Here is a 19,509-nt window from a genome sequence, read left to right as displayed (position 1 = left end):
TGATGAAGTGATGCTAGGCTGCGATATGGCACGCACAACGATTACCCTCGACGGCGACGTCGAAGCCCTATTGCGCAAAGCGATGAGCGAGCGGGGCATCACGTTCAAAGAGGCGGTTAACGACGCCATTCGTATCGGGTTGGCAAGGCCGATCGCTCACAATCAGGACATCAACTTCCCGACCTATTCGATGGGGCAACCGCGGGTGGACCTGACTCGGGCGCTGGCGGTGGCAGGGGAACTGGAAGACGAAGAGATCGCTCGCAAGCTGGAGCAGGGACGATGATCATCGTCGATGCGAATATTCTGATCTATGCGGTCAATAATGATGCCCCGCAACAGGATCGATGTAGGAGCTGGCTGGCAGGTGAGCTCGCGTCCGGCCGTCCCGTTGGCCTGCCGTGGACATGTTTGCTCGCCTTTGTCCGAGTGACCACTCATCGGCGACTATTCGCGACGCCCCTCGACTCTGCCCAGGCGATGGGAATAGTCGGGTCCTGGCTCGACCTACCGAATGTGACGGCCCCGGAACCGGGCGGTCGTCACTTTCGGATCTTGCGGGAGTTGCTGGAAGGCGCGGGAACAGCTGGCAACCTCACCAACGACGCGTATCTCGCGGCGCTCGCCCTTGAATTCGGCGGCAAGATCGCCACGTTGGACCGTGATTTCGCACGATTCGACGTGCCGTTGGTGATTCCGCCCCAACCCGCGTAGTTCGCGGGCGCTGACCGAGTAGTTCTGCTCAGTTTTGGCGCCGGTTCACCAGCGAGGCTTGACGCATGACCGTGTCAACCGCACCCCGCCCGACGTCGAGCACCCTCGATACCACCACGTCAAAGCCTCTGAATATTCGCCAACTCCAGTCAGCATCGCTGGCTCCGACATCGCGACGAATGACTGCGGCCCGCCTCGACGCCGTCACCGGCGCCGGCCGCGACCGAGTCATCGATCTTCTTCGTCTGGTGTCGTTGGTTGTGGTCATCGCCGGGCACTCGATCATGCTGACCGTCAGCGTTATCGGCGGCCGAATCGAGTTGGGAAATATCCTCGGCGACGTACCTGCCTTGCAGATCGGGACGTGGCTGCTGCAGATACTCCCGCTGTTCTTCTTCGCCGGCGCCGCGGCGTCGACCTACGGATGGCGAACTGGACGAAATAGTGCGGGACATTGGTTGTTCGCCCGGACACAGCGTCTGTTGCGGCCGGTCTTCTGGTATCTGCTGGCAGTGGGGGCGGTGGTGGGAATACTTGTCGCGCTGGGTGATTCAGCGATGCTCGACGTTGTCGCGAGACTAAGTGTGCAACTGCTCTGGTTTCTCGGCGCCTACCTGATGATTCTCGCGCTGATTCCGCTGATGCAGCGGATAGCCGACGGCGCGACGCTGGTAGCGGCGATTCTGGGTTGTTACGCGGTGACCGCCGTGATGGATTTGCTGAGATTGTCCACCGGGGCTCAGGAATGGGGTTTCGTCAACTACCTGGCGGTGTGGATGATTCCCGCCCTACTCGGCGTCGGCTATGCGAAACGGCTGATCCGCCCCGGCGTCGCGCTCGCGGTGGCCCTGGGAATGCTTGCGGTGAATACGATGCTTGTCGCGGTCGGGCCCTATGAAGTTTCGCTGGTGACCGTGCCTGGCCAACAATTCTCCAATATGACACCGCCGAGCCTGTTGTTGGCCGGGCACACGATCGTACTCAGTTGTCTGGCCGTGGCCGCTGCACGAGGACTGGCCCGAATCGTCTCCCATCCACGGGTGTGGTGGTTCGTCGCTCTCGGTAACCGCGGCGCCATGACTCTTTATCTATGGCATCTGCCGGTATTGGCGCTGATCATCGCTGGAGGCATCGCGTTGGGTTTCGATCGGTCAACCGGTGCGGCGGGGTACGGGTGGACCGTCGGGATCGAGACCGTTGCGCTGCTCGTGACGATGATTCCGGTGGTCGCCGTGCTGTCGCGCCTGGAAAACCGTCCGCTGCGCTGGTGGGATACCACGCGCGATCGGATGGCGAGCATGCCACGTGACGCCGCTGTGTGGGGTCTGCTGATGGTTGGCGGGTTCGCGATTCTCATGGTTGCCCGCGAGGGCCTCGTCGGCTCCGGAGGATGGTGGCTGGTTGGCAGCGCGAGCTGCGTGGTCATCGCCCGGGTAGTGACTCAGGGTGACGTCGATGCGCAGGTCAAGTGATATGACCTGAGTCGGGAGAGTCGAGTGCGATGCACTACTGTCGAGCCTGACTTCTGTTCCCGAAACCGCATGAGGAGACCGCCGGCCGTGGCCACCGATTCCGCCGACAATATTCGTTCACCCCTGGATCCCGCGGTGCTCGATGACGCCGTCGTTGCGGCCGTAGCAGCATTCGAGGCGGCATCAACTCTCGAAGAATTACAGGCGGCGAAGGCGGACCATCTCGGCGAACGTGCGCCGATCTCGCTTGCGCGCCGGGAACTCGGATCGTTGCCGAAAGAAGAGCGCTCCGCCGCGGGCAAATTGGTGAACCAGGTTCGCGCGCGCGTGACCGCCACGCTGGACGAGCGGACCGAAGTCCTGACCGCGGAACGCGATGCGGCGGTCCTGGTCGCCGAGGCCATCGACGTCACTTTGCCCAGTGCGCGACGTCCGGTCGGGGCACGGCATCCGATCACGGTGATCGGTGAGCAGGTCGCCGACGTCTTCGTCGGGATGGGTTGGGAGATCGCCGAAGGGCCCGAGGTTGAAGCCGAACACTTCAACTTCGACGCACTCAATTTTCTGCCGGATCATCCCGCGCGATCGATGCAGGACACTTTCTACATCGCGCCTGAGGGATCTCGGCAAGTGCTGCGCACGCACACCTCGCCGGTGCAGGTGCGGGCGATGCTGACCCGCGAACTGCCGATATATGTGGCATGTCCCGGACGGACTTTCCGTACCGACGAACTCGACGCCACGCATACCCCGGTCTTCCATCAGATCGAAGGTCTCGCCGTCGACAAGGGGCTGACACTGGCGAATCTTCGCGGCACACTGGAGAAGTTCGCCAAGACATTGTTCGGCCCGGACACAGTCACTCGAATGCGGGCCAGCTATTTCCCCTTCACCGAGCCGTCGGCGGAGATCGACGTCTGGTTCCCGGCCAAGAAGGGCGGCGCAGGCTGGATCGAGTGGGGCGGCTGTGGCATGGTCAACCCGAATGTGTTGCGTGCCAGCGGAATTGATCCTGACATCTACTCCGGGTTCGCATTCGGCATGGGACTCGAGCGCACTTTGCAGTTCCGTACCGAGATCACCGACATGCGCGACATGGTGGAAGGCGATATTCGCTTCACCACACCGTTCGGCCCAGCCGCCTAACCGCCGTGACCAGCCCACACTCAATCCCTCAGAAACGAAAGTAGAACCCACCGTGCGTGTTCCACAGTCCTGGCTCACCGAAGCCCTGCGGGTCAGTACCCCCGACTGGACCGCTACCGCCGAGGAGATCGACGCGGGGTTCGTGCGCGTCGGGTTCGAGATCGAGGATATCGAGAAATTCCCGACGATCACCGGACCGCTGGTTGTCGGTCGGGTGGCGACCATCGAGGAACTCACCGAGTTCAAGAAGCCGATCCGGTTCTGCACAGTTGAGGTCGGCGAGGACGCGCCACGCGAGATAGTCTGCGGTGCAAGAAATTTCGCGGTGGGCGATCTGATTGTCGCTGCGTTGCCGGGTACGGTCTTGCCGGGCCCGTTCGAGATCGCGTCACGTAAGACATACGGCAAGGTTTCCGACGGCATGATCTGCTCGGTGACTGAATTGGGTATCGGCAACGATCACAGTGGAATTTTGGTGCTGGCGCCCGGAACCGCTGAACCGGGAGCCGACGCCCGCGAGGTACTCGGCCTTCACGACGCCGCGATCGACGTGAACGTCACGCCCGACCGTGGATACGCGTTCTCGATGCGCGGTCTTGGCCGCGAACTCGCCAGTGCGTTCGCCGTGCCATACTCGGATCCGGCGGCCGAGGTGATCGTCGGTCCGGCGACCGAGGGCTGGCCGGTCGACATCGAATCTGATAGTGCCGCAACGCGATATACAGCCCGGATTATTTCTAACGTTGATGTTTCCGCCGACTCGCCGTGGTGGTTGCGCAAACGCCTACTGGTCGCCGGCATCCGGCCGATCTCCGGCATCGTCGATGTGACCAACTACGTCATGATCGAGCTGGGACAGCCGCTACACGCCTTCGACGCCGACAAGATCAGCGGCGCGATCACCGTGCGCAATGCCGCGGCAGGGGAGAAGTTGACCACGCTCGACGGCATCGAACGCACACTTGATCCCGAGGATGTTGTCATCGCTGATGACTCGGGGGCCATCGCACTCGCCGGTGTCATGGGCGGCGCGGCAACCGAGGTGAGCTCCGACACGACTCGAATTCTGTTGGAATCAGCCACTTTCGACCAGGTGCGCGTATTTCGAACCGGAAAGCGGCACAAGCTCACCTCCGAGGCCAGCAAACGCTTCGAGCGCCTCGTCGACCCGGAAATCACGGCGATCGCATCGGTGCGGGCAGCCACGCTCATCACCCAGATCGCCGGTGGCGTCATCGCTGATGACTGGACCGACGTGCGCGTCGCGCCCATCGAGCCGGTGTCGATTGACATCGCCGCCGACGCCCCGGATAAGACCGCCGGTAAGGCATACCCCGCCGGGACTACCCGTACGCGTCTGATTGAGGTCGGATGCGCGGTGGCCGAGCGAGCGAACGGGCTGACGGTCACGCCACCGTCATGGCGACCGGATCTGCGGCAACGTGCCGACCTGGTCGAAGAGGTTCTGAGACTCGAAGGGCTGGAGGATATTCCGGCAATCATCCCGACTGCGCCGGGTGGCTCGGGATTGACGGCTGCGCAACGTCGTCGGCGCAGTGTCGGGCGGACGCTGGCGCTCGACGGTTTTGTTGAGGTGTTGCCCTACCCGTTCATGCCCGCGGGCGTCTTCGATGTCTGGGGCCTGGCCGACGACGATCCACGCCGCCTGACGGTTAAGGTGCTCAATCCGTTGGAGGCTGATCGACCTGAGTTGAATACCACTCTGCTGCCGGGCCTGCTGGAGATGACCGCGCGCAATATCGCACGCGGACAACGGGATCTGTCGCTTTTCGCAATTGGGCAAGTCGTCGAAGGTTCGGTCGGTTCGGTGACGCCGGCAGTCGTCGCCGCGCTCGATGTAACGCGACGTCCGACCGAGGATGAGGTCGCGGCCATTGATGCCGCGTTGCCAATCCAGCCGGTACACGTCGCGACGGTCCTCACCGGTCTGCGGGAGCCCGCCGGGCCGTGGGGGCCGGGGCGCGTTGCCGATGCGACCGATGCCTTCGAGGCCGCACGGACCGTCGGTCGAGCGGCCGGCGTCGCAGTGGAGTTGGTCGCCGATAGTGAGAAATTGCCCTGGCATCCGGGGCGTTGCGCGCGAGTCGTTGTGCCGGGCAACGGTTCTGATGAGCAGGTGACTGTCGGTTGGGCAGGGGAGTTGCATCCGGCAGTACTCGAACGTGCCGGTCTGCCCAAGGGGACTTGTGCGGTGGAGATCTCGATCGACGAGCTGCCGCTCGACGTTGTGCTGCCCGCTCCGGCCCTGTCAGTGTTCCCGGCGGTGTTGCAGGACCTGGCCGTCGTGGTCGACGCTGACGTTCCAGCCGGTGACGTGGATAAGGCGCTGCGCGCGGGTGCCGGTGAGCTTCTGGAAGCTCTGGACCTGTTCGACGTCTTCGTCGGCGAGCAGGTGGGCGAGGGTAAGAAGTCGTTGGCTTTCGCGCTGCGCTTCCGTGCTTCGGACCGCACGTTGACCGAAGAAGAGGCCAACGCTGCGAAACTCGCGGCGGTCGACGCCGCAGCGACGAGTGTCGGTGCGCGGCTGAGGTAGGTCGGCGAGGGGTAGGTCGGCGAAGGGTAGGTCGGCAAGGGCAGGTCGGCGGCGTCGGCTCAGCGGGGCGTTTGTGAATCTATTTGCATCGTGATGCATAATGATTCCATGACGACGCGAATAGCTGTGGCGGGTGCCAGCGGATATGCGGGCGGGGAGATCCTTCGACTACTGCTCGGACATCCGCGATATGTGTCCGGTGAGATGGAGATCGGTGCGCTGACTGCCGGTGGCAACGCCGGTACCACCCTGCGTGGACATCATCCGCACCTATTGCCGCTGGCCGATGTGGTTTTGCAGGAAACGACCGCCGACGTCCTCGCTGGCCACGACGTCGTATTTCTGGGACTCCCGCACGGTACGTCCGCGGCGCTCGCCGACGCGCTGCCACCGACGACGATCGTCATCGATTGCGGGGCCGACTTCCGCCTTTCCGATCCGCAGGATTGGACCGACTATTACGGCGGTGACCACGCGGGGACGTGGCCTTATGGTCTGCCTGAACTCCCCGGCAATCGGGAGCGGCTGCGCGACGCCAGTCGGATCGCGGTGCCGGGCTGTTATCCGACCATTTCCATTCTTTCGCTCCTGCCGGCGCTGGCTGCGCGGATTGTCGAACCGCACGTCACGATCGTGGGCGTGAGTGGAACGTCCGGGGCGGGCCGGTCACTGCGCGTCGATCTATTGGCTTCGGAGGTTATCGGCTCTGCGCGGGCCTACGGCGTGGGCGGTGTGCACCGGCACAATCCCGAGATCTCGCAGGCGCTCTCCGATGCGGCCGACGAACCGGTGGCGGTGTCGTTCACGCCAGTGCTGGTCCCGATGGCCCGGGGTATCCTGGCCACCTGTACCGCGCGCACTACCGCGAGTGCTGCCGACATCGCGGCGGTATATGAAAAGGCATACGGCAGTGAACAATTCGTACATCTGCTGCCCGACGGCACGCTTCCATCGACCGGATCGGTCATCGGGTCCAACGCGGTGCAACTGGCAGTGACGGTCGACGAGCGGGCCGGGACGATGGTCGCCGTCGGCGCGATCGACAATCTGACCAAGGGCACCGGCGGGGCCGCCGTGCAGTCGATGAACCTGGCGTTGGGCTGGGATGAAGCAGAAGGTCTGTCCGTGGTAGGAGTCGCGCCGTGAAACTGGTTAGGGAACAAGGCGTTACGGCGCCGTTGGGCTTCCGGGCGGCCGGTATCGCGGCGGGGATCAAGACATCCGGAAACGCTGATCTCGCCCTCGTCTTCAACGAAGGTCCCGAATATGCCGCTGCCGGAGTCTTCACCAAGAATAAGGTCAAGGCCGCACCTGTGCGGTGGAGCGAGCAGGTGCTGAAAAGTGCCGCGTTGCGCGCCGTCATTCTCAACTCGGGTGGTGCCAACGCGTGCACTGGGCCGGGCGGATTTCAGGACACGCACGCGACCGCGGAGAAGGTCGCCGCCGAGCTGTCGAACTGGGGAACTGAAACGGGCGCAATCGAAGTCGCCGTGTGTTCGACCGGAATCATCGGCGACCGACTGCCGATGGACAGGATCCTCGCGGGGGTCACCGAGATTGTGCACGAGATGGCCGGTGGCTTGTCGGGTGGCACCGACGCCGCCTACGCCATCATGACCACCGACACGGTGCCTAAACAGGCAGCTCTGCACCACGACGGCGGATGGAACGTCGGCGGAATGGCAAAAGGCGCGGGGATGCTCGCACCCGCGCTGGCCACCATGCTGGTGGTTCTCACGACAGATGTGAAAGTCAGTGCCGCTCAACTCGATACCGCGCTGCGGCGGGCGACCTCGCGGACCTTCGATCGGCTCGACGTTGATGGAGCGACATCGACGAACGATACCGTGCTCCTGCTGTCCTCTGGCGCCAGCGAGAAGGAGCCGACCCAGGAAGAACTCGATGCCGCGGTATTCGCGGTATGTGACGATCTTGCCGAGCAGCTCATGGCCGACGCTGAAGGGGCGACCAAACGCATCATCATCACGGTGCGCGGCGCGGCAAGCGAGGACGACGCACTGATCGGTGCCCGCACCATCGCACGGGATTCGCTGGTCAAGACCGCATTATTCGGATCCGATCCCAACTGGGGTCGGGTGCTGGCGGCGATCGGTATCGCACCGATCGCACTGGACCCGGACCTGATCACCGTGTCCTTCAACGGTTCTCCGGTATGCGTCGATGGGATGGGGGCCGACGGCGCCCGCGACGTCGACCTCTCCGGCGTCGACATCGTGGTAGATGTGAACCTCAACGTCGGCGACGCCGAGGTGTCTATCCGTACGACTGACTTGTCGCACGGCTATGTCGAAGAGAATTCGTTGTACACCTCATGACCGTCTCACTCACCGCGCTCGATAGGGCGAACGTCCTCGCCGAAGCGCTGCCGGCACTCCAAAGCCTGCAGGGTGCAACGGTTGTCGTGAAATACGGTGGCAATGCGATGGTTGACGAGCAGCTGAAATCGGCTTTTGCCGCCGACATGGTGCTGTTGCGGGCCTGCGGTATTCATCCGATCGTCGTGCATGGCGGCGGCCCACAGATCTCCGCGATGCTCAAACGTGTTGGGCTACAAGGGGAGTTTCGTGGTGGATTCCGCGTTACGACACCCGAGGTGATGGATATCGCCCGGATGGTGCTATTCGGCCAGGTCGGCCGCGAGTTGGTCGGACTGATCAATTCCCACGGTCCGTACGCGGTCGGTATCAGCGGTGAAGACGCGCACCTGTTCACCGCGACACGACGAACGGTTGACGTAGACGGCGTAGCCACCGACATCGGACTAGTCGGCGATGTGACGTCGGTCAACACGTCGGCGGTCACCGATCTCGTTGCGGCCGGCCGGATTCCGGTGGTTTCGACAATCGCTCCCGACCGCGATGGAGTCATCCATAACATCAATGCCGACACTGCGGCTGCTGCGTTGGCCGAGGCGCTGGGTGCGGCTCGACTGGTGGTGCTGACCGACGTCGAAGGGCTCTATACGGCCTGGCCCGACAAGTCGTCGCTGGTCGAGCAGATCACCACTGATGAACTCACGCAACTGCTTCCGCGGCTCGACGCCGGCATGGTGCCCAAGATGGAGGCATGTTTGCGTGCGGTCACCGGCGGCGTCGAACGCGCCCATGTCATCGACGGCAGGGTGCCGCATTCGGTGATTGCGCAATTGCTCACCTCGGCTCAGATCGGAACCGCGGTCGTGGAAAACAGTGAAGGACTGGGGAAGTGACGACGCACGAATGGCAGCAGCGGTGGTCCGCTGCGATGATGAACAACTACGGCACGCCACCGGTCGCACTGGTCGATGGTGAGGGCGCGGTGGTTACCGACGCCGACGGCAACCAATACTTGGATCTCCTCGGTGGAATCGCGGTCAATGCCCTAGGGCACGGCGATCCGTCGCTGATCGAAGCGGTGTCGAAACAGCTTGCGACACTAGGTCACACGTCGAATCTCTATATCACTCCACCCGGCGTCGAACTTGCCGAGCGGCTGCTGGACAAATTCGGCCATCCGGGGCGGGTGTTCTTCTGCAATTCCGGTACCGAGGCCAACGAGGCCGCGTTCAAACTGGCGCGCCTAACCGGCAGACCAGAGATCGTCGCGGCCGAGAAGGCATTTCACGGCCGCACGATGGGCGCACTCGCGATGACCGGGCAGCCTGGTAAGCGAGATCCGTTCGAGCCGATGCCGGCCGGTGTGAAGTTTGTGCCATACGGGGACGCGGATGCCCTCGACGCCATCGTCACCGACAAGACAGCTGCGGTCATCCTGGAACCCATTATGGGCGAGAGTGGTGTCGTAGTGCCGCCGGCCGATTACTTGGCGCAAGCTCGACGGATAACCGCCGAACGCGGCGCGCTGCTCATCTTCGACGAAGTGCAGACCGGAATCGCCCGCACCGGAACGTTTTTCGCGCATCAGGCCGCTGGAGTGGTGCCGGACGTGATCACCCTGGCGAAGGGTCTGGGCGGTGGATTGCCGATCGGTGCCGTGATCGCCACGAGTGGGTCGAACGGCGCCGCTGCCGACCTCTTCGGACCGGGGATGCACGGCACGACCTTTGGTGGCAACCCGGTGTGCACCGCTGCGGCGCTCGCCGTGTTGACTCGTATCGACGAACTTGACCTCTGCAATCACGTTGCAGCCGTGGGTAAGTCGATCGTCGCCGGAATCGAAGAGTTGCAGCACCCGGCCATCGATCAGGTGCGCGGGGCTGGCCTTCTCATCGGTGTGGTGCTGACCTCCGACATCGCGAAGGAGACCGAGCTGCTCGCGCGAGATGCGGGATTCTTGATCAACGCGCCCGCCCCGGATGTGCTGCGTCTTGCGCCGCCGCTGATATTGACCGAGGAACAGGGCGCAACCTTTGTCGCGGCCCTTCCCAAACTGTTGCATGCCGCAGCCCAAGGAGTGCACCCATGACCCGTCATTTTCTTCGTGACGACGACCTCACACCGGCCGAACAGGCCGAAGTCTTAGCTCTCGCAGCGGAATTGAAGGCCGCGCCGTTCTCGCGACGACCATTGGAGGGGCCGCGCGGTGTTGGGGTGCTCTTCGATAAGAACTCCACCCGAACACGGTTCTCGTTCGAAGTCGGCATCGCGCAACTGGGTGGACATCCAGTCGTCGTGGACAGTGGGACAACTCAACTGGGCCGTGACGAGACGTTCGCCGACACCGGCGCCGTACTGTCCCGATATGTCGAGGCGGTAGTCTGGCGTACCTTTGGCCAGGATCGCCTCGAGGCCCTCGCCGCGGGGGCGTCAGTCCCGGTGGTGAACGCGCTGTCGGACACCTTTCACCCGTGTCAGGTACTTGCCGATCTGCAGACGATTATTGAGCACAAGGGTCGTGCCGCCGGATTGTCGATGACCTATCTCGGCGATGGCGCGAACAATATGGCGCATTCACTATTACTCGGTGGCGTGACCGCGGGAATGAATGTGACGGTTGCGGCACCCGAGGGTTTTATCCCCGACCCCGAGGTCATGCGCGCGGTACGTCAACGCGCCGCCGAGACTGGCGCGAGTGCGCGAGTGCTCGCCGACCCGGTCGAAGCGGTCACCGGCGCCGACGTCGTCGTCACCGATACCTGGACATCGATGGGCCAGGAAGACGACGGACTCGACCGGATCGGACCGTTTCGGCCCTATCAGATCAACGACGAGCTGCTCGCGCACGCCTCGGCCGATGCCATCGTTCTGCACTGTTTGCCCGCACATCGCGGCGAGGAGATCACCGACGCGGTCATCGACGGGCCGGCCAGTGTGGTCTTCGACGAGGCGGAGAACCGACTCCACGCGCAGAAAGCGTTGCTCGCCTGGCTGCTCGAGAACCAAGACAGATGACTACCGGCGCACAACCCGCGTCGCTCGCGGCCACCCGGGCCGGTCGACACGCGCGTATCGTCGCGATTCTGTCGCAGCACCAGGTGCGGTCCCAGTCCGAGCTGTCGAGCCTGCTCGCCGCCGAAGGTATCGAAGCGACGCAGGCAACACTGTCACGTGACCTGGACGAACTTGGCGCGGTGAAATTGCGCGCGCCTGACGGTGGTGTTGGCGTCTACGTCGTGCCCGAGGACGGGTCGCCGGTGCGCGGGGTATCTGGCGGCACCGACCGCCTGGCCAGACTGCTCGGCGAACTGCTGGTATCGGCCGACGCGAGCGGAAACCTCGCAGTGCTGCGGACCCCGCCGGGTGCGGCACAATACCTGGCGAGCGCGTTGGACCGGGCCAGTCTGCACAATATCGTCGGCACAATCGCGGGAGACGACACCGTCTTCGTCGTAGCGCGAGAACCGATGGATGGTGCGGGCCTGGTGGCCTGGATCGAAGCATTGATCTAGAGCACGCCTACCCGCCGTCAGCCGCGCGGCGGCTGGACCGCACAATAGAAGCCAAACAAAACCCGATTCACAGAACTATTTCAAGGAGTTACAGCACCAATGGCTGAACGCGTCGTACTCGCATATTCCGGTGGACTCGACACTTCCGTCGCGATCAGCTGGATCGGTAAAGAAACCGGTAAGGAAGTTGTCGCCGTCGCCCTCGACCTTGGGCAGGGTGGCGAGGATATGGAGGTGGTGCGTCAGCGTGCCATCGACTGTGGTGCCGTCGAAGCCGTCGTAGTAGATGCGCGGGACGAATTCGCCGACGAGTACTGCCTGCCGGCTATCAAGGGCAATGCGCTCTATATGAATCGGTACCCGCTCGTCTCAGCGATCTCGCGGCCGCTGATCGTCAAGCATCTGGTCACTGCGGCGCGTGATCACGGTGGCACCGTGGTAGCCCACGGCTGCACGGGTAAGGGTAATGACCAGGTCCGCTTCGAGGTCGGATTCGCCTCCCTGGCACCCGATCTCGACGTCATCGCGCCGGTCCGCGACTACGCCTGGACCCGGGAGAAGGCGATCGCCTTCGCCGAGGAGAACGCCATCCCGATCACCGTGTCCAAGAAGTCGCCGTTCTCCATCGACCAGAACGTATGGGGGCGCGCGGTGGAAACCGGCTTCCTCGAGGATCTGTGGAACGCGCCGACCAAGGATGTCTACGACTACACCGAAGACCCCACCGCCAACTGGAATACGGCCGACGAACTCGTCATCACATTCGATAAGGGCCGCCCGGTGGCCATCGACGGCCGCCCGGTGAGCGTTCTGGGCGCCATCGAAGAGCTGAACCGCCGCGCCGGTGCTCAGGGAGTTGGCCGCCTCGACGTCGTCGAAGACCGCCTGGTCGGCATCAAGAGCCGCGAGGTGTACGAGGCGCCGGGGGCGATGGTGTTGGTGACCGCGCACGAGGAACTCGAGCATGTGACACTCGAACGCGAATTGGGCCGGTTCAAGCGCCGCACCGACGCCGAATGGGCCGAACTTGTCTATGACGGACTGTGGTTCTCGCCGTTGAAGCGGTCGCTGGATGCTTTCGTCGACTCGACCCAAGAGCATGTCTCCGGCGAGATCCGATTGCAGCTACACGGTGGCGCGATCATCGTCAATGGTCGACGCAGTAACGAATCGCTCTACGACTTCAATCTGGCAACCTACGACGAGGGCGACAGTTTCGACCAGTCGGCCGCCCGCGGATTCGTTGAGTTGCACGGACTTTCGTCCAAGATCGCGGCCCGCCGGGATCTGAACCTGTGAGTTCCGACGCCGATCCGACGTCGAGTACCAACGAAGGTGCGCTGTGGGGTGGTCGGTTCGCCGACGGCCCGGCCGCCGCGATGGCCGCGCTCAGTAAGTCGACGCATTTCGACTGGGCGCTCGCACCCTTCGATGTGACGGCCTCGAAGGCGCACGCTCGCGTCCTGAATAGTGCTGGTCTGCTTACTGATTCCGATCTGGTGGCGATGCTCGACGGACTCGACCGGCTCGCCGCCGACGTTGCCGACGGCAGCTTCGGACCAGCCGAATCAGACGAGGATGTACATGGCGCCCTCGAACGTGGATTGATCGACCGGGTCGGCACCGAACTCGGCGGACGACTGCGAGCCGGTCGATCGCGTAATGACCAGGTCGCGACCCTGTTTCGGATGTGGCTGCGCGACGCCATCCGGCGTGTTGGCGCAGGTGTGTTGGGTGTAGTCGAAGCGCTTGTGGCGCAGGCTGCTGCACATCCTGACGTGATGATGCCGGGCAAGACCCATCTACAGGCCGCACAGCCGGTGCTGTTGGCGCACCAGTTGTTGGCGCACGCCCAGCCGTTGTTGCGCGACCTGGATCGACTGGCCGATGCGGATCGTCGAACTGCGGTGTCGCCGTATGGTTCTGGCGCTCTGGCGGGATCGTCACTCGGTCTCGACCCGGCCGCCATCGCCGCAGATCTAGGCTTCAGCGGCCCGGCGGAGAATTCGATAGACGCGACGTCATCGCGTGATTTCGCGGCCGAAGCGGCCTTTGTCTTCGCGATGATCTCGGTGGATCTATCGCGGCTCAGCGAAGAGATCATCCTGTGGAGCACACCGGAATTCGGCTATGTGACGCTTGCTGACGCGTGGTCGACGGGATCGTCGATCATGCCGCAGAAGAAGAATCCCGACGTCGCCGAGTTGTCTCGAGGCAAGAGTGGACGGCTGATCGGCAATCTCACCGGACTGCTGGCAACACTCAAGGCGCAGCCGCTGGCATACAACCGGGATCTGCAGGAGGACAAGGAGCCGCTGTTCGACTCGGTCGCACAGCTGGAGCTATTGCTGCCGGCAATGGCGGGGCTGGTGGCGACGTTGACCTTCCATGCCGAGCGGATGGCCGAGCTTGCCCCGGCTGGATTCACGCTGGCGACTGATATCGCAGAATGGATTGTGCGGCAAGGTATTCCGTTCCGGGTTGCACATGAGGTGGCTGGCGCGTGTGTACGCGCCGCGGAGGAGGCCGGCACCGATCTGGCCGGACTGACCGACGATCAGCTCGCCGCGATCCATCCGGCGTTGACCCCGCAGGTCCGCGAGGTACTGTCAGTGCGCGGATCCATCGAATCGCGAAACGCGCACGGCGGAACGTCGTCGTCGCAGGTAGCTCGTCAATTGCGGGTGTTGGAAGGTCAGCTGGGCGCGTTGCGCGCGGAATTCGGCTGAACTGTCTGTCGGGGGACAGGACGGTTAAGCGTCGATACCGGCAGCGCCGGTTCGACCCGAATCGGACGCTTGTACAGTAGCGGTGATGTAGGTCACGTCCAGGTCGCGTTGAGATTGAGCGCGCCGAGGTGAGGGGTTTTACAGTGGACTTTTCGATCCTGCCCAGCGTGGGAAGTGCGGTCGACCGAGTCGTCGCGACCGCGCAGAACGGGTTGGAAGTGCTGCGCCTGGGCGGACTCGACACCGGTACGCAACCGGCGCCGTTTCAGATCGTCGAGACGGAGAATATGTTCCGGCTGCGCCGGTACTTTCCCGACGATCCCGGCACCGGTCCGCACGTAGTTCTGGTGCCGCCGATGATGGTGTCGGCCAACGTCTATGACGTCACTGAGCACAACGGTGCGGTGTCGATCATGCATGAAGCGGGGATTACCCCGTGGGTGATCGACTTCGGGTCACCGGACCGCGAAGAGGGCGGTATGGAACGCACGCTCGCCGACCATATCGTCGCCGTGAGTCGTGTGATCGACATTGTGCGCGAGGTGGTCGGGCAGGACGTTCACCTCGGCGGATATTCGCAGGGTGGCATGTTCGCCTATCAAACCGCGGCGTACCGCCGGTCCAAGGGGATCGCCAGTTTGATCACCTTCGGCTCGCCGGTCGATGTGCTCGGTGCGCTGCCGCTGGGATTGCCAGCGAACCTGGTGGCACCGGGCGCCGAGTTCATGGCCGACAAGATCCTGCCGCACGTCACCATGCCGAGCTGGATGGCTAGAGCAGGTTTCCAGCTGGCCGATCCGGTCAAAACTGCCCGAAGTCGCATTGATTTCCTGCGGCGCCTGCACGATCGGGATGCCTTGCTGCCCCGTGAGGATCAGCGGCGATTCATCGAAGCTGACGGTTGGGTCGCCTGGTCGGGGCCGGCGATCGCCGAATTGCTCCGTCAGTTCGTCGTACACAACCGCATGGTGTCGGGCGGCTTCGTGATTAACGGCGATTTGGTGACTTTGGCCGAAATCACTTGTCCGGTATTGGCTTTCGTCGGCGAAGCCGATGACATTGGCCAGCCCAAAGCTGTTCGCGGAATCCTGCGTGCCGCGCCGAGCGCTGATGTATACGAGTCGCGCGTGCCGGTCGGGCACTTCGGTCTTGTGGTCGGATCGACTGCCGGAGCGCAAACCTGGCCGACGACGTCGGAATGGATCAACTGGCAAGAGGGAACCGGCGAAAAACCTGAGCGCATGGAACACATGCGTGAGGTCGAACCCGGAAGATCCGGTGGCGGCGTGAGTCTTTCCTCAAGGCTGACGCATGGACTGGGTGCGGTCGCCGATGCCGGCGCCGCGGCGGGCCGGGAAGTCTTCGAGGCCGCCAATTCGATCCAGCGCACATCGCTCGCGGTCGCTCAGGAGTCGGTACGGACGGTGCCGCGGTTGTTCCGACTCGGGCAGATCCAGTCGGGGACCCGGATCTCGCTCGGCAAGCTGATGTCGGAGAACAACAAACGCGCCAAGGACAGTGAGCTGTTCCTGTTCGAGAACCGAGTGCTTACCCATGCGCAGGTGAACACTCGAATCGACAATGTCGTCGCCGGTTTGATCTCGTGTGGCATCCGACCTGGCCAGCACGTCGGGGTGTTGATGGATACCCGGCCTAGCGCGCTGGTGGTTGTCGCGGCGCTGTCGCGTATCGGTGCGGTATCGGTGATGCTATCGGGTGAGTGGAACCTCGACGAGATGCTGCGGATGGCGGATACCCGCATGATCGTGACTGATCCGAGTCATCTCGACGTCGCCGTCGAACATTCCAAGAATGTGCTCGTACTTGGTGGTGGCAGCGGCGATTCGCGTGCGATCGCCCAAGCCGACGGCAACACCATCATCGACATGGAGCAGATCGATCCGGCCGCCGTCGAGATTCCGTCTTGGTATCGTCCGGATCCGGGTCTGGCGGGCGATCTGGCATTCGTCCTGTTCACCCGCGCTGGTGGAAAACTCACGCGGTGGCCGATTACGAATCACCGGTTCGCCATGTCCGCATTCGGAGCGGCGTCGGCCGCGGGCCTGACTTCGGGTGACACGGTCTATTGCCTGCCGCCGCTGCATCACGCGTCGGGCCTGCTGACAACTCTGGGGGCGACGGTCGCGGGCCGGTCGAGAATCGCATTGTCTGACGGTGTCAACGCCGAGACCTTCACCACCGAGGTGCATCGGTACGGCGTTACCGTCGTGTCGTATACGTGGTCGATGATGCGCGAGATCATTCGCTCGCCCGGATTCTCCATCAACCAGCACAATCCGATTCGGTTGTTCATGGGCTCCGGTATGCCGCCGGGATTGTGGGAGGAAGTACTCAACAGTTTCCCCCGTGCCAAAGTCCTCGAGTTCTTCGCGACGGCCGACGGTTCGGCGATCCTGGCCAACGTCGCCGGCGACAAGATCGGGTCGATGGGGCAAGCCTTGCCGGAGACCAATCCGGTTCAGATCGCGGGCGTCGATCCAGTTCGGGAATCGCTCGAAGTCGGTGACAGCGGGTATGTGCGTCGTGCCGACATCGATGAAGTCGGCGTTCTGCTGTCACGCGCGCGGCAACGTTTCGAAAGTTCGTCGACCGTTCTGCGGGATGTGTTCTCGTCGCATGACCGGTGGGAATTGTCGGGACATCTGTTCCGGCGGGATTCCGATGGCGACTACTGGTACATGGGCACGGCGGCGGCGATTGTCCGGTCGGCCGACGGCTTTGTCTTTCTGCCTCCCATCGAAGACGCTCTCTCGCGAGTGAAGGCGATCGACCAGGTAGTCGCATACGCCGTCGGGGAACCGGGTGAACAGGTGGCGATCGCGGCGATAACCGCGCGGGCATCGCACGCCGGGCAAACGAGTAAGGCAGATTCGATCACGGTCACGCAACTGCGTACCGCGCTGGGCGGACTACCGGCCAAGCAGCGGCCGCACATTATCGCGTTGGTCGACGAGATCCCAGTGTCGGAGTCGTATCGACCGCTATGGGTCGACATGGCCAAACGCGGCGTGCCCTCGCCCGGTGCACGAGTCTGGTATCGCGACGAAGACGGCCGGTATCGCCGGTACACGAAGTCGGCAGCCGCCCAACTACAGTGGGGCGCAGGTAAGTAGCTCACCGCTTGATTACATTCGCCCGAAGAAAGGTCCAGGGTTTCCCGATGCCTGCAGAAACGTCCTCGCGCGCAGCGCAGATCGACTCCATCGTCCGTGAACGACTTGTCTGCCCCCAGGATCAGGGGCCCTTACTCGACGCAGGTAATGAGCTCTACAACCCCCGCATGCGGGTGGCCTACCGGATTGATGGCGACGGCATTCCGGTGATGCTTGCCGACGAAGCACGGTCGGTCGACGAGGCCGAACACGAGCGACTGATCGGCTGAAGGCAAGATAGGTCAGGTGAGTTCTGAAGGTGCCCAGCAGGCAACCACGACCGTGACCGACATCATCGATGAATTGGAATGGCGCGGATTAATCGCACAGTCGACTGACCGCGACGAACTACGTGCGGAAATCGCTAAGGGGCCGATCACGCTGTATGCGGGTTTTGACCCGACGGCGTCGAGTCTGCATGCCGGCCATTTGGTGCCGCTGCTGACACTTAGTCGATTCCAGCAAGCCGGGCACCGGCCGATAGTGCTCGCCGGAGGCGCGACAGGTCTGATCGGGGATCCGCGTGAGGTGGGCGAGCGGACGATGAATTCCACCGGCACCGTCGCCGAATGGGCGCAGCGGATCGACGCTCAACTGCGGCGATTCGTCCGTATCGACGATGCGGACACTGATCAGGTCAGTCAATCCGGCGCGATAGTCGCCAACAATATGGACTGGACCGGGCCGCTATCGACAATCGAATTCCTGCGTGACATCGGGAAGCACTTTTCAGTGAATGTGATGCTCGCGCGGGACACGGTGAAGCGTCGATTGGAATCGGACGGCATCAGTTACACCGAGTTCAGCTACATGCTCCTGCAAGCCAATGACTACCTGCAGTTACATCGTCGGTACGGCTGCGCACTGCAGATCGGCGGATCGGACCAATGGGGAAATATCGTCGGCGGCGTCGATCTGACGCGTCGAGTCGACGGTGCCGCGGTGCATGCGATGACGCTCCCGCTGGTCACATCGTCGGATGGGAAGAAGTTCGGTAAGTCGACCGGCGGCGGCAGTCTGTGGCTCGATGCCGAACTGACAAGTCCGTACGCCTGGTACCAGTACTTCGTGAATACCGCCGACGCGGATGTCATCCAATACCTACGCTGGTTCACCTTTCTGAGCCGTGACGAGATCGCCGAATTGGAATCTGCGACACAGGAGACCCCGCATCTACGTCGAGCGCAACGGACGTTAGCCGCGGAAATGACGACGCTCGTCCATGGTGCTGATCAAACCTCGGCCGTCGAACAGGCGAGCGCCGCCCTGTTCGGCCGTGCCGAACTGACCGGACTTGACGAAGCAACGATAGCCGCGGCGTTGGGGGAGACGACGATCGCCGACTACGCAGGCGGAGATGAACCGACCTTGGTTCAGATCCTGGTCGATAGTGGTTTGGCAGATGGGAACAAGGCCGCACGTCGGGCTATTGGCGAGGGTGGTGCCTATGTGAACAACGAGAAGATTTCGGACCCTGATTGGACGCCAACCGTCGGGCACCTCCTACACGGCCGGTGGCTGGTGGTCCGGCGCGGGAAGAAGACTTTCGCGGGCGCCCGCTTCGACACCGCGACGTAACATTTGCGAGTCTCTGACCAGCGGATTTGACACTCTGTTCGTTTCTGCGTAACTTAATCAACGCAGCGCAGCGAGCCACGAACTCCGGTCCTAGTGATTAGGGGAGAGTGAGCGTGTCTGGTAGAGTGACTTAGTCACTTCGCTGAAGCGAGTGCCAGCCCCTCGAACAGAACGTAAGTAACTTTTGCGCTCTGGGGCAGCCTGCAGGATCCGTGCCGAACAAGTACGTCCAGTGGGTGTGTGTTCTTTGAGAACTCGATAGTGTGTGATGGATTGTTTGATGCCAATTTTTTTT

General features: G+C 62.9%; 16 protein-coding genes. All 16 read left to right on the top strand.

The features are described 5' to 3' along the window. Window positions 1-25: 25 nt before the first annotated feature. The 16 genes from AAFP29_RS17975 (at window position 26) to tyrS (ending at window position 19,214) form a co-directional block, all read left to right on the top strand. Window positions 26-286, top strand: a complete 261-nt coding sequence (locus tag AAFP29_RS17975) for an antitoxin (RefSeq protein WP_419218788.1) — start codon at window positions 26-28, stop codon at window positions 284-286. Beyond that, window positions 283-714: a TA system VapC family ribonuclease toxin gene (locus AAFP29_RS17970; protein ID WP_419218787.1), complete on the top strand. Its 432-nt coding sequence runs from the start codon at window positions 283-285 to the stop codon at window positions 712-714. Before AAFP29_RS17975 ends, AAFP29_RS17970 begins: the two co-directional genes overlap by 4 nt. A 65-nt stretch (window positions 715-779) precedes the next feature. Further along, entirely contained in the window at window positions 780-2,186 is a 1,407-nt protein-coding gene (locus tag AAFP29_RS17965; protein ID WP_419218786.1) for an acyltransferase family protein, read from the top strand. A gap of 69 nt (window positions 2,187-2,255) precedes the next feature. Further along, window positions 2,256-3,332, top strand: coding sequence for a phenylalanine--tRNA ligase subunit alpha (gene pheS, locus AAFP29_RS17960; RefSeq protein ID WP_419218785.1), 1,077 nt, complete (start codon window positions 2,256-2,258; stop codon window positions 3,330-3,332). A 52-nt stretch (window positions 3,333-3,384) separates the two neighbouring features. Then, window positions 3,385-5,886, top strand: a complete 2,502-nt coding sequence (pheT, locus tag AAFP29_RS17955) for a phenylalanine--tRNA ligase subunit beta (RefSeq protein ID WP_419218784.1) — start codon at window positions 3,385-3,387, stop codon at window positions 5,884-5,886. A 108-nt stretch (window positions 5,887-5,994) separates the two neighbouring features. After that, window positions 5,995-7,032, top strand: a complete 1,038-nt coding sequence (argC, locus tag AAFP29_RS17950) for an N-acetyl-gamma-glutamyl-phosphate reductase (protein WP_419218783.1) — start codon at window positions 5,995-5,997, stop codon at window positions 7,030-7,032. Next, window positions 7,029-8,222, top strand: a complete 1,194-nt coding sequence (gene argJ, locus AAFP29_RS17945; RefSeq protein ID WP_419218782.1) for a bifunctional glutamate N-acetyltransferase/amino-acid acetyltransferase ArgJ — start codon at window positions 7,029-7,031, stop codon at window positions 8,220-8,222. Before argC ends, argJ begins: the two co-directional genes overlap by 4 nt. Next, a complete protein-coding gene (argB, locus tag AAFP29_RS17940) occupies window positions 8,219-9,115 on the top strand; it encodes an acetylglutamate kinase (RefSeq protein WP_419218781.1) in 897 nt (298 codons plus the stop codon). Before argJ ends, argB begins: the two co-directional genes overlap by 4 nt. Before the next feature lie 35 nt (window positions 9,116-9,150). Next, the gene (locus AAFP29_RS17935) at window positions 9,151-10,311 is read left to right on the top strand and encodes an acetylornithine transaminase (RefSeq protein WP_419219388.1); all 1,161 of its coding nucleotides are present in this window, start codon (window positions 9,151-9,153) and stop codon (window positions 10,309-10,311) included. Continuing rightward, window positions 10,308-11,237 (top strand): ornithine carbamoyltransferase, encoded by a 930-nt coding sequence (gene argF / locus AAFP29_RS17930; RefSeq protein WP_419218780.1) that lies wholly within the window; start codon window positions 10,308-10,310, stop codon window positions 11,235-11,237. Before AAFP29_RS17935 ends, argF begins: the two co-directional genes overlap by 4 nt. Continuing rightward, window positions 11,234-11,734, top strand: a complete 501-nt coding sequence (locus AAFP29_RS17925) for an arginine repressor (protein WP_419218779.1) — start codon at window positions 11,234-11,236, stop codon at window positions 11,732-11,734. Before argF ends, AAFP29_RS17925 begins: the two co-directional genes overlap by 4 nt. 99 nt (window positions 11,735-11,833) lie before the next feature. Continuing rightward, window positions 11,834-13,033, top strand: a complete 1,200-nt coding sequence (locus tag AAFP29_RS17920) for an argininosuccinate synthase (protein WP_419218778.1) — start codon at window positions 11,834-11,836, stop codon at window positions 13,031-13,033. Beyond that, on the top strand, window positions 13,030-14,463 hold the full coding sequence (gene argH / locus AAFP29_RS17915) for an argininosuccinate lyase (protein WP_419218777.1): 1,434 nt from the start codon (window positions 13,030-13,032) through the stop codon (window positions 14,461-14,463). The genes AAFP29_RS17920 and argH overlap by 4 nt, the downstream gene beginning before the upstream one ends. 143 nt (window positions 14,464-14,606) lie before the next feature. After that, window positions 14,607-17,597 carry an AMP-binding protein gene (locus AAFP29_RS17910; protein WP_419218776.1) on the top strand — a complete coding sequence of 997 codons (2,991 nt, stop codon included), beginning with the start codon at window positions 14,607-14,609 and terminating at the stop codon, window positions 17,595-17,597. A 47-nt stretch (window positions 17,598-17,644) separates the two neighbouring features. Next, window positions 17,645-17,866 carry a Trm112 family protein gene (locus AAFP29_RS17905; RefSeq protein ID WP_419218775.1) on the top strand — a complete coding sequence of 74 codons (222 nt, stop codon included), beginning with the start codon at window positions 17,645-17,647 and terminating at the stop codon, window positions 17,864-17,866. A 16-nt stretch (window positions 17,867-17,882) separates the two neighbouring features. After that, window positions 17,883-19,214: a tyrosine--tRNA ligase gene (gene tyrS / locus AAFP29_RS17900; protein ID WP_419218774.1), complete on the top strand. Its 1,332-nt coding sequence runs from the start codon at window positions 17,883-17,885 to the stop codon at window positions 19,212-19,214. The last annotated feature ends 295 nt before the right edge of the window (window positions 19,215-19,509 follow it).

The sequence above is a fragment of the Gordonia sp. CPCC 205333 genome, from assembly GCF_048537885.1.
In the GTDB taxonomy this organism is placed as follows: domain Bacteria; phylum Actinomycetota; class Actinomycetes; order Mycobacteriales; family Mycobacteriaceae; genus Gordonia.
The sequence above is the reverse complement of the archived record's forward strand: the minus strand, read 5'-3'. Positions and strand labels throughout refer to the sequence as shown.

Excerpts from the sequence above, each read along its gene's own strand:
- argB (WP_419218781.1), top strand. The coding sequence starts at position 8,219 with ATGACCGTCTCACTCACCGCGCTCGATAGGGCGAACGTCCTCGCCGAA.
- AAFP29_RS17975 (WP_419218788.1), top strand. The coding sequence starts at position 26 with ATGGCACGCACAACGATTACCCTCGACGGCGACGTCGAAGCCCTATTG.
- AAFP29_RS17920 (WP_419218778.1), top strand. The coding sequence starts at position 11,834 with ATGGCTGAACGCGTCGTACTCGCATATTCCGGTGGACTCGACACTTCC.
- pheS (WP_419218785.1), top strand. The coding sequence starts at position 2,256 with ATGAGGAGACCGCCGGCCGTGGCCACCGATTCCGCCGACAATATTCGT.
- AAFP29_RS17925 (WP_419218779.1), top strand. The coding sequence starts at position 11,234 with ATGACTACCGGCGCACAACCCGCGTCGCTCGCGGCCACCCGGGCCGGT.
- AAFP29_RS17970 (WP_419218787.1), top strand. The coding sequence starts at position 283 with ATGATCATCGTCGATGCGAATATTCTGATCTATGCGGTCAATAATGAT.
- AAFP29_RS17965 (WP_419218786.1), top strand. The coding sequence starts at position 780 with ATGACCGTGTCAACCGCACCCCGCCCGACGTCGAGCACCCTCGATACC.
- AAFP29_RS17935 (WP_419219388.1), top strand. The coding sequence starts at position 9,151 with ATGATGAACAACTACGGCACGCCACCGGTCGCACTGGTCGATGGTGAG.
- AAFP29_RS17905 (WP_419218775.1), top strand. The coding sequence starts at position 17,645 with ATGCCTGCAGAAACGTCCTCGCGCGCAGCGCAGATCGACTCCATCGTC.
- argC (WP_419218783.1), top strand. The coding sequence starts at position 5,995 with ATGACGACGCGAATAGCTGTGGCGGGTGCCAGCGGATATGCGGGCGGG.
- argF (WP_419218780.1), top strand. The coding sequence starts at position 10,308 with ATGACCCGTCATTTTCTTCGTGACGACGACCTCACACCGGCCGAACAG.